A 13,865-nucleotide genomic window follows, 5' to 3' on the forward strand; every position below is an offset into this window, starting at 1 on the left:
CTCTCCTCCTTTTCACTCGGGCTTTATTTAAAAGTCCAAAATTTCCGTCGAATCTGGCGCAAGTTCGATCATTCGCCGATACCCTTTAGCATGGTGAAGTACAATCGAGGCGATTTTCTCTCTCCGATTCGTCAAATATAGACGATTAGGCAGCGCTGATATCTCTAATGTACATGAACCCGTTTGCCTTGCATCTATCATCTCCAACGTCCATTCACTACTTAGAAATCCGCTCGTAAAAGCGTCCAATTTGCCGCTCCAGAAGTACGTATTCTCTTCAATCCGATTATTTCCTTCGTATAAGGGGAATCGGTTCAGTTTCAAATTACTTTCCCTTTTAGTTTGGACCGTCAGACCAGATGTATTGAAATTTGTGAATACTAACTGTCCCTCACATTCAAGCAGCACAACCCCATCTTTTTCACAAGTAAAAAGGTGCGTTTGATTCGCAATGGCATTCGTCTCCTCCTTGGTTCGGTTAGGCAAGCTGACCACTACAAAAGGCGCCAGTGTGCTTGGACAATTGAACGTTTCTTCGCTGCGCCTGTTTAAGATGAGAATATCCTCTACGCCCTTCCATTTCGGATATTCATGCTGATTGACGTACCGTATTCCTTGGGAACCGAATAGGACATATCCGATTTCCTCATCCACCTGAACCCATTTCGTCGGATCAAAATCTGTCATCCTATTCGGTTCACGACCGTAAAACCCTTCGTATGAAACGGTTTGATCTGGGAAGTAAAGCGTCTTGCGGCCCTGTGCTAACTCCGGCATAGCGCTGTATCGTTCATTGCGGATTCCAATCATCCCGGTATTCATTTCAGCAATCTTACAAGACTTCAAAACTTGAATACGTTCTATATAGACCGTTTTCTGATCTGACAAAGATACAAAAGCTACATCCTGCCGAAGCTCTCCGTCCCCCCGCATAAACGAAGCTATCGCACCGAAACCATCTTCATAGGCACGAATGTTTTCCCTCTCGGTTTGCAGAACGAATCGTTCGTTAAAGAGCAAGGATCTCGGCGAATCAACCTCAAAATTTACTGTACCTGTGTAACTAGCAGGCAGCGGCGTGATGCTCCAACAACCTTTTGCAGGGAAAGTCAGTCCCATCACACGGTTACGCCAACTGAAGCTTGAAAAGCTATCTCGCGTCCTGTGAATCACCGAACAGCCATACGGATACACGTAAACTCCACTCAGTCTATCTGCCATTTCGTCCGAATCGCTGACATCCGTACCCGCGCCTCCAAACAAGTGAAGTAAGCAGGAAGTGACCAAGTCCTTAGCGGATGTATGCTCCATATCTTTGGCCGTTTGATAACCGGAGATGATGCATTGCTCCCCGTTTTCCTCCAAAAGGCAACCTTGTTCATTACTATTCTGAATACCTTCAATGATGGCAAGAGCTCTTCGTTCTAACAATGACGCATCCCTATCCTTGTGAATCACATTCATAAACGCATGGGTAAATTGACGTTCGTGCTGCCTGTTATACCACCAATCCTGACCTTGTACGGGGACAGCTAAGCCGTCAAACTGCGCCCACACTTTAATCGTTTTATTGTAGAGAGACTCATTGTTATACAGCACCGTTTCCGCAATGGGTTCATCTCCCATTAAGGAAAATACTGCATGAATCCCTCGTAGATTAATGCCCGCACAAATATATCCGGGGTGTGCGAAACCGTGGTTTTCCGTCGTAAAGTCGGGGTGGAACGTAACGGTATTTATGGATCGCGGTTCCGCAATTCGATCAATCGGCGTCGTGATGGCGTTTAATGACCAGGCTTCAAAACCCTTTTTCCACATTTCATGCTGAGGGTGGTTAGGAAACAGCGCAAGTGCCGCTGCAATTCCACCTGCAGTCCAAGCATTCTCCTCGGTTTGCGTGTCATGATAAGCTCCATTTCTCGGATCCTCTTCGCACCAGCGGTCGGCATAACTGGTCAGCACATTCGCGACCAAATATCGTGTTTCTTCGTCTAGATCTTCCCAGAGCAGCCACGCCGATAACCCGAAGGAAGCAACCGTCACGCCGGTTTGGCTGGCCGGAAAGAACTTTTGCCCTCTTCCGCCCCATTTCGTCAAGCTGCAAAAATGGTTCCTCCCTTCAGCCCGCACACAATCCTCCGGACCTGTATCGTGAGTGAAACCTAAATAGCGGATCGCTGCAATCGCTTTCCGCTTTACTTCTTCACGAGGGATTCCTGTCAACTTTTCCTCATAATTCGAATGTTTCGCAAGCAATGCATATACGGATGCCGTATAGGCGGTTTCCAGCCCATACCAATAGGCACCGCCAAAGAAGTGCCCACATGCAGGGCGCCAAGACCAATCTTCAAACTGCCTGTCAGCATAGGGAAGCCACTTTTGCAAAATACGGCGAATTCGTCCGGACATTTCATTCTCGGAAGCTTTATGCCATGCGATCATTCGAATACGCAAGCTCTCTCCGTTGGACATAAAAGGATCTCCAATCTCGCTTTACAATGTTAAAGGCTGCTAAAAACAAGGTCAGCGACATGAAGTGTTTGATTCACTTCTTTTTCTCGATGGACTGTGGAAACGTACCATAAGCCATTTGGTCTTACTAATACTCCTTGCTGCAGCATTCGCTCCGCAAATGTCGCATATTTACCAGCATCCCGTTTGGAGAATGCAGCAAAATTACTCACCTCCGGAAGGTCGACGAACATCATGTGAAATACCGGTCCAACCTGGTTCACTACTCCAGGAATTCCATGTTTCTGAAGCAGCCCGCGAAGTCCGTCGACCAAGCCTTTGGCTGTGTCTTCCATCTGTTGGAAAACAGCACCGCCATCCCTTGAAAGCACGTCTAAAACCGCAAGTGCTGCTGAAGTGGAGATACAGTTGCCATTCAACGTCCCTAAGTGACTGACCTCTCCTGTAGTGATAAGATTCATCCATTCCTTTTTACCGGCTACCGCACTTAACGCGATACCGCCAGCTAAAGCTTTTCCCATTACAATCAAATCAGGCAGGATGCCGAAACGACCATGAGCCCCTCCAAGACCAAGCCGGAATCCGGTAATCACTTCATCGAAAATAAGCGTAATACCGAGTTCTTCGGTCAGCTTCCGCATCGACTCTAAGTAACCAGGCTGAGGCGCGAGGCAGCCAGAGTTGCACATGACAGGCTCTGTAATGACAGCGGCAATCTCATTGTGATGCGCTCTAAGCAGGTCCTCCAGCGCTTGCAGATCATTCCACGGCAGCAAGATGACTTCCTGCAGGCAAACTTCGCTCTGCCCTCCTGTTCCTGGAAGGATGACAGAATCTGCGTTCGCCTGACCGACTCCTTTTTTCATGTCGGCACTCGGGAATGAAGTGAATATAGAATCCGACCAACCGTGGTAATGACCGTGGAACCGTACGATTTTGCGTTTGCCTGTGTAAGCCTTCGCTACGCGCAACGCAAGCATGACAGCCTCGGTGCCGGAACCGCTGAAAGCTGCTAATTCTGCACCTGGCAGCACCTCTACGAGCCGCTTCGCCAGTTCTATTTCTCCTTTGTGCTGTAGCCCGTACGTGAATCCGCCCTGCATAGCCTTGTGGATGCGATCCGTTAGCTCCGGATGGGCATGACCCAGAATAAGCGGTCCATAGGCTAGTAAATAATCGACATATTCATTGCCATCGATGTCACGAATATAGGCGCCGGAAGCGGAATCAGCGAAGAGCGGAGCAGGTTTCATCGCTGCCCGAAGCGAACTGGCTACTCCCCCTGCTAAATATTGAGAGGATGTTTCAAAATGGGACTTCGATTGAGCATAGCTTTTCATGGGTTTCGCCTCCGTTTGCAGCTGTATTTTGTACGAGCTCAACCCGACCTTCATAGCCGTTTGGAACCTGAATATTTACGCAAATATGAGACGGGGCCTCGACCCGAATCGCAATCTTACCGACTTCCTCCACTTTCCACGATACATCAATTCGTCCCTTTCCAGGCAGAGGCACGCTGCCCCGCGCCCACTCTAATCCGCATGGATTCGGTTCAACAATGATTTCCTGCCAACCCGGGCCCCTACTTCGAACCCCCAAAACATAGGCTCCCAAAAAATATCCGGGTGCTGCCGACCAGGCATGACAGTGACTCCGAGAAAGAAACTTGTCATTTTGCCGATTGGTAGAATTCGGAAACATCTCCCAGCAAGCAGTTGCGTCATGCTCGATCATCTGCCCGAACCGATTTCGGATGTCATCTAACATCTGCCTGTAGTGTCCCTTTTTGGCCAAAGCTTCATAGTAAAAAAAGGACATGAACGGACTTCCAATCTGTACAAACTCAGAAGGAGTTTCAACGAGGTAATTATCAATAATCACTTTACGATCCCCATCTGCTGCATCACATAACGAAGCCACTACTTGGGTTTGCATGCTGAAGCGATCCGATTTACGTCCATCCGCATGGATACAGTCAAAATAGGCTTTTCTTTCCTCCGACCATAAATAAAGGTTGATCGCTGTTATGAGCTTCTCAGCTGCCTGATCATAAAACGCGCCTGTTTTGGGGTCACCCGTTATTTGTGCTAATTCCGAAGCATCTTGCAGAGCCTTCTTCAGAAATAAATTTTGATGCGTTACAATCCCGTCATTAGGCTGATCAATTTCCGCCCAGTCGAAAAAGTTCCAGCCTTGAAAATCAAATAAACCTTTTTCATTCAGATGAGTTAGGTAATGTTCTAATGTAAAACGGATATGAGGCCAAATCTGTACTACGAATGCCACGTCAGCGGTACGATAATAATATTCCTTACAAGCCGTTATCCAGAAAAATGTCCAATTCGGTATGACGGCGCTCCAACCGCTTGGGACTTGACTGACATAGTAAGGTGATTGCCCTGAAGAGCCCGGTACTAAGTTAAGAGAGTGCCGAACGAGCGGCTCAGCATCAAACAAGTAATACCCAATTAGCGCTTCGTTGCGAGCATCTCCTACCCAGTACGTCTGTTCATAGGTGGGACAATCCACAAATGTATCTTCCATACATAACCGGACGGTATGCTGGCTAATATCCCATATTTTTGTAAGCAGCGAGTCGGAGCATTGAAACCGTCCAATCTCTGCAACTGGATAAGTGCTTTGCCTTATTCCTACGTTATAAAGTCGAACAGGTCCTTCCCCTTCCATTTCCCCACGACGTACAGTCACCATCAAATAGCGAAGGCCTCGGCGAACCATAGACACATAAGATTGAAATCCATCTCGGCACACGTAACGAAGTGTATTGTTTAACTTGTAAGTTTCCTGGCGCCATCCGTCTTCCATAAATTCAAATCCGTAAAAATCTAGGATCGTACCCGCGGGACATGCAGCTTCTAATGTAAGATAACCCGATGTTAATCGTCCAAAATCAATGATGATTTCAGTATCTTGTCCGTCAAACAATGGAACTTCGCCAGGTAACGAGTTCGCTTTTATGATATTTTGTAGCTGACTGGGCACGGCGAGTGCTTCCGCACGGTTTTTCCATACACTCTGCGTAAACACGTTAGCGTCGTCAACGAGCGCCTTCGGTACCGGCCGGACCCATTCCTGAAAGTCAGTTAACTGTTCTTTTGAAGATAACCCCTTCGCCCGGATATAGTCAGGATGAACACACACCACTTTTCGGTCAACGGGGCGATTGGCAACTACCTCATATTCGAACGGCCCTAACGTAACAAACGAGGATTGCGAGTCATCCGTTGAGAGTGGGGATACGACCTCAAACTGCTCCTCACAGTCAATACCCATATAAAAGCCTACCGAATGATCAGCCCCGGTGATGTCCATATAAAACAGGTTGTCGCCTTCTGCTAGCTCAACGGCCACATATTTTTCCGGTACCTCTCCGTAAAACTGATCGGTTGTGTATGGAACTCCTCCTAAAGTAAGGGGCCCGAAGATATTTGAATTGGGAAAGCCCAGTACTGCTTTCGTCTTTTTTGGTACTCGAATGACTGTGGAAAGATATCCTCCAAACGTGACCGCGTTCATATGGCCCTCACTGCCGGGCACCATTTGATTGCGAATGTCGATATAGGCATTCCATCGAATCGGCTTAACTTTGCTTAAGCTTTCAATTCGCGCTGCATATATGGGTTCTTCCGTCAGGAAGGGAATATCTCGAGGAATAAGCCTTGTCCACGGTTCCGCTCTTACAGGCCCTATAAGGGTTGCCGGTGTCCAATCGGTGTCGTCATAGTCGGGACTTACCCAAGTGTTATCCCACTTTCTTGCATCAATTCGTTCTGCAAAAGCATTCTGCGTCGACATCCTCGGCGCACGAGGGTCTTGCCCTAGGTGACGTGATGTCAGCCATGAAACATCGGAGCCTAATACCATAACCGTCTGCTCCTGTGAAAGGAGCTCAAGCTGTGCAAGCAGACCGCCACGTCCCCTCAAATAATAAAAGGTGGACAAACCGAAATGCTGAACAAGCACTGCAACGGTATTGCTCTTACCTGGCTTTAGCAGCCTCCCAATTTCATATACATCGTAGATTTGCTCTGAAGGCCACGAGCGAGCCGGACCACGGCCCAATAGCTCGCCATTTATATAAAGCGCGAATCGTGAATCGGCTGTGATTGCAATTTGGGCTGAAGTCCAACCTTTTGCCGGCACATCAAACGATTTGCGAAAACATCTCCATTGGTTGCGTGGACTCTCTTCACCGTCTGACCAGATCCATTTTGCCAAGCCATCCATTTGTATGTGCATACTGAACTCCCCCTAGAGCGAAACGGTTTTTCCGGAATCTCGGCTTTCATTGACTGCCTCAATGAACCGGATAATTTCCAAAGTCTCATGCGGGATAATGCGGGGCTCTCCGGTACGAAACATATGCAAAATATCCTGTAATAAATTCGCATACTTACGCAGCCCGTCAGCGGCTGTGTCCACGTACTCCGAGACTTTTTCCCGATGAATCAAAGTTCCATGTGTACCATTGTGCAGATTGCCCCGCAAAGTTCCAATACGACCGTCCTTCCAAACCGCCGTAACCGTTTCATGACCATTCTCCGAGAAGGCCGTAACAGAACGACAGCCGGTTCCGAGTATCCGATATAGCACATCGACAAGGTGAATGCCGTACCAATAATAGCCAGGTTGAGTAGGTGTAAATTCAATCGGACCATAACAGTCGACCCCAGTGATGTTACTGTTGTTCTCCCTGTTTAACGCCGCGTTTAAAGCGTCCGCATAGCGTCGAACTGAACCGCTCATCCATGGAATACCGTGTAACTCCGCAATATGGGCTATTGTTTGCGCTTCCTTCAGACTAATAGCTAAAGGTTTATCAATAAAAACAGGCTTTCCATAAGGGGCAATCTTAGCAAATTGCTCTAGATGCACCCGGCCGTCTACAGAAGTGAGCAGAATAGCATCACAGCTCATCGCCACCTCTTCTGGAGACTCCGCAATGTGAACCCCTAACCCATCTCGCAGGTCGGCTGTATATCCATCCACACGTGTAGCACTCGCTTTAAAATCCGGTGATCCACCCGGAAAAGCCGCAATTACTCGCCCCCCCGAGATGTGATTAGGATCATTCGAATCGTTTAATATTTTGGAAAACACTTTAGAATGGGAAGTGTCTAGGCCAATTAGGCCAAGCTTGAGTTCGACCATGCGATTCCCTCCAGCAGCAGTCCTTTGCAAACTTTAACCACCGCGTTTATGATATCCTGTGTGTCTTCTTCCGTCATGATTGGGCTTACTGGAAGGAGCGTAGTCCGCTGAAGTAAGTCTTCCGCGTGCGGGCACATCCCTTTGCTGTAGACGACCGGTTTTTGGAACGGAAAGTTGAAAGGAAAGTTATCTTTGTCCGTCGTTTTTTGATTAAAGATAAAAGATTGCATGTAAATCGGCTCTCCTCCGTACATTTTGAAGCAGAAGATGTTCTCTGCGTTCATAGCTGCCATGAACGCATCTGCTGCAGCTTTTGTTGAATGCTGCAAAGCAAAAACGCAGTCAACATCGCCCTGCAGATCAACCGACGGACGAATTCGAATGCCTGATATTTGCGTATTCAATGCCTCGCGAATTGTTAGGTGATGCTTCTGCATAGCGGAGATGACCGTATCAAGCTTTTTCCACTGTTCAATCATGACGGCACCGGTCATTTCACTCATCCGGTAGTTTTGACCAATAAACGAAAACTGAGGCGTAATTTGATACTTGCCTTTGTCCCGAAAATTGCCCTGATCGTGGTATCTAGCAGCCCGCTCGAACAGTTCCGGCGAATTCGTGACCACAGCTCCGCCTTCTCCAGCAGTGAGAATCTTTTGCATTTGAAAGCTATATACGCCAATATCCCCGATCGTGCCACAATAGCGCCCCTTATAGGTACAGCCAAGTGATTGCGCAACGTCTTCAATAACCGGAAGATCGTACTTACGAGCGAATGCCATAACTCGGTCCATATCGCAAGCACTGCCATTGATGTGAACAGCGATTATCGCCTTCACTTCATCATCCATGACCCTTTCCAAATCGTCCACATCCATATTTAACGTGTCATCCATATCGACAAACACCGGAACGGCATTCGCGCACACGACCGCTCCCGCTGTTGCTGTGAAAGTGTTTGCTGGAACGATCACTTTATCGCCATAGCCAATTCCGAGTGCCTTTAATGCAACAATTAGTGCCGCTGTACAAGATGAAACGCCAAGAACGTATGAAACATTCAACCGTTCTGCCATAAGCCGCTCAAACTCCTCAACCGCTCCCTGCAGGTTCGGCCCGTAATAACGGAACGGAGAGCCTGCGGCAACAACCTTAGCTACATGCCCCGTCTCTTCCTCCCCGTAAACCATTGCACCTCTCAACATCGGCGGAAGCGGTTTACTGCGAACCGGTTCTCCACCATTGATAGCCAATTGCTCTTTCATGGACTATTCCTCCTTGACTGATTATTATTCGAATGGGACTGGTTTACCACCCATATCCGATGATCGGCGAATCAACTCAATAAGGCGAACCGCGTCTCTGCCGGCTTCACCCGTCACTGCTGGCTTTCGCCTTTGGCTGACGGATTCAATAAAATCGATGATCTGCATTCTATGATAAGAGGAGTTAAGATTTCGCGGATCAGCTCCGGCATTTCCACTTATCTTGTCATTTTCAAAGTGTGGAACCGGGATACCAGGAACCGTCCAATGGGAGATCTCTTGACCTACGGTTTTAATAGTTCCTTTATCTCCATACACGTTAATGCTAGGTGGAAATCCAGGTAATGCGGAGGTTGTGCTCATAAGGGTTGCAAAGCCTCCGTTCTCCATGGTTAACATGGCGAGCCCCATGTCTTCTGATTCCATTTGATGGGTTTGCGTAGCTGTTAGCCCAGCAACAGATTTCACCTTACCGGCAAGCCAGAGCAGCAGATCAATCGAATGGATACCTTGATTAAGCAAGGCCCCGCCATCTTCGGCTTTCGTTCCGCGCCAATAGGCTTCATCATAATAAGCCTGGGTTCGATAAAATGGACGAGAAACCTCCACAAGCAGTAGTTTACCGATTTTGCCTTCTTCAATCGTCCGTTTGAGCAGCTGATGATGCGGATAAAACCGAGTTTGTGACATGACAGACAAGGTCAGTTGTTTCTTCTCCGCTAAGTCAATCATTTCCGAAGCCTCATCAGCCGTCATGGCTATCGGTTTTTCAACGAGCACATGTTTTCCAGCCAATAGGGCTTCCATGCCGATACGACTATGAGTGCCGCTTCCCGTCGTAATGCAGACGATATCAATGTCTCGGTTATCCAAAATCTCTCGGTAGTCGGTCGTCCATCCGCAAGCATACCGTGCACTCGTCTCCCGCACACGCTGCTCTGTTCTGCTGGCAACGGCTATAAGCCGTGCATGATCAATACTGCTTAAAGCTTCTAAATGAACGTCAGCGATTGAACCACAACCTATCAGTCCGAATCCCCATTGTTTCATGTTAGCTGCCACTTCTCGATCTGTTCCTTGAGCTTCATCAATGTTAGGTGGGTACCATCCATTCTCGTACCGCCATCGGGGACATAATGGGTTTCAATGGTATAAAGCCCAGAATAACCATCTCGATTGAGCGCTGTCAGTTGATGTAGAAGCGGGTCTTGTCCTTTAGCTACATACCAATACTTCAGATGAAAATGATCAATTAAATCCCTCACATGTTCATAACCGTCTGGGTAAGAAGGGCTCCATCTTTCTTCATTTCCAGGGTCCCAAAGCACCCTCAGCGCGGGAGAATTCACTTCGCGAACGATACGAGCGACTTCGGAAGCATAGCCTCCATTACAGGAATGTTCGTTTTCCAGCAGCAGTAACATATCTTCCCGTTCTGCTTCCGCCGCTGCCAGACTTAAATGCCCGACGATCTCTGCTGTGTACCGTTCAGGCTCATCTTCCCGCCAAAATGAAAAAATGCGGATTCGTTTCGTACCTAGCGTACGAGCAATGTGAAAGGCTCGGGGCAGCCAATCCATATGAGTTTCCACCGTTTCGTCGGGATTACCGAACTTATCTCCGGATGCAACGGGGCGGTTCGAATCTAATGCACATTTAAACAAAGGCGAGGAAACGGCAGAGACATACAATCCTCTCGAAGCGACCTCATCTCTCACTCGTTCAATCTGCTGATCATTCAAATGCAGGATGTTTACGCCGTCCACCATGCGTATCTCAACATGCTTAAGTCCCTGATCCGATACCCAATTCAGCGCTTCAACTAGCGATGGTGAGACTTCGTCCGTGATAACACCAAGACGATTCCAAATCATAGAAAGCCCCCTTTACCCAGATATATATTCAGAGTAGTCAATATGAGTGGGTTTGAACATGTTTTTTAGCGTTAAAACATGTCATTTTGTGCCTCAATCCAGAATAAACGCATGCGTCCTTTAAGGACGCATGCGTTTACCAAGATCGATGCGAAGCAAAATTTAAGTCGGCAGACTTATACTTTCTGATCTATTAAATAACGGGAAATCCCTGTTTATAAGTCTCGCAGATGAAAATCCCTCCGTCCTCCTCTTTCTTAAACAGCACTAGATCAGCTGGACTCCCTACTTGCAACCCGCTGCTAGTTGACAAATTCATCAAAATAGACGGACGAACAGAAGCCATATCCCATGCTTCATGCAAGGGACAAAGCTTCTTACTAATTAAATGTGCGATCCCCCATGGAAGCATCTGTGCTGAGCCCGCTAACAACAGAGGCTCATCCGCTAATTGAAGTCGGCCTTCATTCGTCTTCACAACATGGATGCGATTGTGTGAACAGTATGTCCCTGGAGGCATCCCACTTAAATGCACAGCATCACTTACGAGAATGGCATGTTCCTGCTTCATGCGCATGACGACTTTAAGAAAAGATTCCGGCAAATGGAAACCATCCGCAATTAAGGAAACCCATAGGGAGTCCTCCGCTAACTGTTCCCACAAGTAGTTAGGGTGACGGGGAAGTGTTAAGTGGGACCCGTTGCCAAAGTGGGTCGACATTCTGGCACCGGCAGCGACCGAATTCCGAATTTGCTCTGGAGATGCGGCAGTATGGCCAATGGCGACTGTAATCCCACTTTCTGAGCATCGGCGTATGAAATCAATGGAACTCGGCCACTCAGGAGACAGTGTTACTATCCTAATTCGCCCCCCTGCCGCCTCCTGCCAACGTACAAAGGCATCCCAATCGGGCTCACAAACAAATTCCCGTTTATGAGCACCTCGAGGGCCATTCTCAGGTGATATAAACGGTCCCTCTAGATGAATGCCCCCCACTGTCGCAGCTGTTACAGCATCTTCATCACAAGCCTTTGCGATCGCCGTCATTGCTTCGATAAGGTTAGCGCTTGAATTTGTCGTGATCGTTGGAAAAAATGTCGTAACCCCCTCTTTCCAAACCTCACGGACAATGGAATGAACTCGCTCTGAATCCATGGGGAACACATTCAGATCAATCCCGTTGCATCCGTTAATCTGCAGATCAACGAGCCCCGGCGCAATCAAACGATCATCGTTCCGACCTCCTTCATCAAGCGCTGTACGGATTTCCGTAATGAAACCTTGGTTCATCGTAACGGTGATCGGTTCTCCGGTTATATAATGGATCCCATTAATCTTTTGCAAAATGCTCTCCTCCCATGAAAACAGCCCGTCTATTCATATAAACGGGCTGTTCAATCCGATCATTTTTTGTAATAGGTTTCGTACCATTTCGTTGCCTCTTGAATCACCTGTTCTCCACCCAGTTTTTCCCAGTCATTCACAAACTTGTCGAATGCAGCTTCAAGTGGGTCTCGGTCTGTCATCACTCTGATGAACATGTCCATAAATAATGAGCCGTCTCGATAGCCTAGCTCGGGCTTCTTTTTCAACAAATCGGGAGTCGGCATATACATAGACTCATCTTTGAAGGCATTCATTTTCGTATATTCGATTCCTTTTTTGGTCAGATCGGCATATTTACCAGCGTTAATGACTAACGGAGACATACGGGAATCGCCGGCCGGATTAATCATGACTTGATAGAACGTTTTAGCGCCTTTGTCCATATTAACCTTGGCATTCGGATCCCAGTCAATGTTTCCATTCTTAACCTGGTAGTTGATTCCTTCGATCCCAAAAGCAAATAACTTGTTTTTGGCAGGATCATCTGAATGAACCCAATCAAAAAACTTAATGATATCTTCCGGATGTTCAGCATTCGCAGAGATCGTATAGACGTTATTGACTCCTGTTCTTTCGGGAACAAGATTCACTTTCCCTTGAGCATTGACCGGCCCGGGCAGTACCCCGACCCTGGCGTTAGCATCTTTAAATAAGTACTCTTGTCCTCCGCTGGACAGTACTTGTACCTGATGCAACCACATACCGACTTTGCTTTGTTGAATGAGGTTCCCCCAGTCGTTATCCTTCATTGTGAACATATCACGGTTTACGTAGCCCTTATCGTAGAGCATTTTGTAAAAGCGGATCGCGTCCTTCATGTCGGGTACAATCAAATTCGGGACGAAGCGTCCGTCGCGATATTGCCAGGCATCCGGATGGGCGCCGAAATAGCCGAAGAAAGCTTCGGAGAACGCAAGACCTTTGCGCATGGCGAAAGGCACCTCGTCGTCCGTGTTTCCATCGCCGTTCATATCGAACTTCTTCACTGCGTCGAAAAAGGTCAAATAGTCGTCCATCGTTTGAGGTTCTTTCATGCCAAGCTTGTCAAGCCAATCTTTGCGGTATAACAAAACGAGCGTATTGGGAGACGCCGACATTTTGGGAATACCATAAATTTTCCCATTTTTGCTTACACGCGGATCTTTCCAGGCTTCTGGCGGAATGTTCTTTCTCAAGTTCGGTCCGTATTTGTCAATAAGCGGTCCCAGTTCTAAAAACACACCGTCTTCGACTGCGTTCGGATGGGCTGAACTGTCGATCCGGGACGTCCACATAATTTCGGGAATATCACCGGAAGCAAAACGAATCGCAAGTTGTTTGTCATAAATGCTGGAGCTGATCATTTCAAACTTCACATTATAGGGGGTACCGGAATATTGGCTGAAAAGCCTCGACATTTCCTTGAAATACTTATCGTCATCGGTAATGTTCTGTGCGTATTGATTCCCGCCGTCCTGCATGAGGATGGTGATATCAATCGGCTTTTTAGAAGCATTGCTAATAGATTGCGTAACTGTTGATTTATCACCACTACAACCTGTTAGAAAGCCACTCGTGCCCATAACTGTGACCAGTAGCATTAAAAGACGTTTACTCATGATCCCTCGTTCCCCCTTCGAAGTAAGCGATCTTCATCTCCTTTAATACTAGCGAATAACCATCCATTTAGTAAACACATTTTATTAGAATTTTCAG

9 protein-coding genes are annotated in these 13,865 nt (G+C 47.5%); all 9 read right to left on the reverse strand.

Annotated features, from left to right (window positions below; translation table 11 throughout):
* Nucleotides 1-27: 27 nt before the first annotated feature.
* The 9 genes from ASD40_RS25415 to ASD40_RS25455 all read right to left on the reverse strand — a co-directional run bounded on the left by ASD40_RS25415 (nt 28) and on the right by ASD40_RS25455 (nt 13,768).
* Complete coding sequence (locus ASD40_RS25415) at nt 28-2,472, reverse strand: hypothetical protein (protein ID WP_057305917.1); 2,445 nt, start codon at nt 2,470-2,472, stop codon at nt 28-30.
* Nucleotides 2,473-2,501: 29 nt separating this feature from the next.
* On the reverse strand, nt 2,502-3,812 hold the full coding sequence (locus ASD40_RS25420) for an aspartate aminotransferase family protein (RefSeq protein WP_057305918.1): 1,311 nt from the start codon (nt 3,810-3,812) through the stop codon (nt 2,502-2,504).
* Complete coding sequence (locus tag ASD40_RS25425) at nt 3,778-6,732, reverse strand: family 78 glycoside hydrolase catalytic domain (protein WP_200957463.1); 2,955 nt, start codon at nt 6,730-6,732, stop codon at nt 3,778-3,780. The genes ASD40_RS25420 and ASD40_RS25425 overlap by 35 nt, the downstream gene beginning before the upstream one ends.
* Nucleotides 6,733-6,744: 12 nt before the next feature.
* A complete protein-coding gene (locus ASD40_RS25430; protein WP_057305919.1) occupies nt 6,745-7,644 on the reverse strand; it encodes a Gfo/Idh/MocA family protein in 900 nt (299 codons plus the stop codon).
* Nucleotides 7,620-8,909, reverse strand: a complete 1,290-nt coding sequence (locus ASD40_RS25435) for a DegT/DnrJ/EryC1/StrS family aminotransferase (protein WP_057305920.1) — start codon at nt 8,907-8,909, stop codon at nt 7,620-7,622. Before ASD40_RS25435 ends, ASD40_RS25430 begins: the two co-directional genes overlap by 25 nt.
* A gap of 24 nt (nt 8,910-8,933) precedes the next feature.
* A complete protein-coding gene (locus ASD40_RS25440) occupies nt 8,934-9,959 on the reverse strand; it encodes a Gfo/Idh/MocA family protein (RefSeq protein WP_057305921.1) in 1,026 nt (341 codons plus the stop codon).
* On the reverse strand, nt 9,956-10,783 hold the full coding sequence (locus ASD40_RS25445; RefSeq protein WP_057305922.1) for a sugar phosphate isomerase/epimerase family protein: 828 nt from the start codon (nt 10,781-10,783) through the stop codon (nt 9,956-9,958). Before ASD40_RS25445 ends, ASD40_RS25440 begins: the two co-directional genes overlap by 4 nt.
* A 193-nt stretch (nt 10,784-10,976) precedes the next feature.
* Nucleotides 10,977-12,128, reverse strand: coding sequence for an N-acetylglucosamine-6-phosphate deacetylase (locus ASD40_RS25450; RefSeq protein WP_235549375.1), 1,152 nt, complete (start codon nt 12,126-12,128; stop codon nt 10,977-10,979).
* Between the two features lie 59 nt (nt 12,129-12,187).
* Nucleotides 12,188-13,768: an extracellular solute-binding protein gene (locus ASD40_RS25455; protein ID WP_057305924.1), complete on the reverse strand. Its 1,581-nt coding sequence runs from the start codon at nt 13,766-13,768 to the stop codon at nt 12,188-12,190.
* Nucleotides 13,769-13,865 lie beyond the last annotated feature (97 nt).

Source organism: Paenibacillus sp. Root444D2 (assembly GCF_001426375.1).
Taxonomy (GTDB): Bacteria; Bacillota; Bacilli; order Paenibacillales; family NBRC-103111; genus Paenibacillus_E.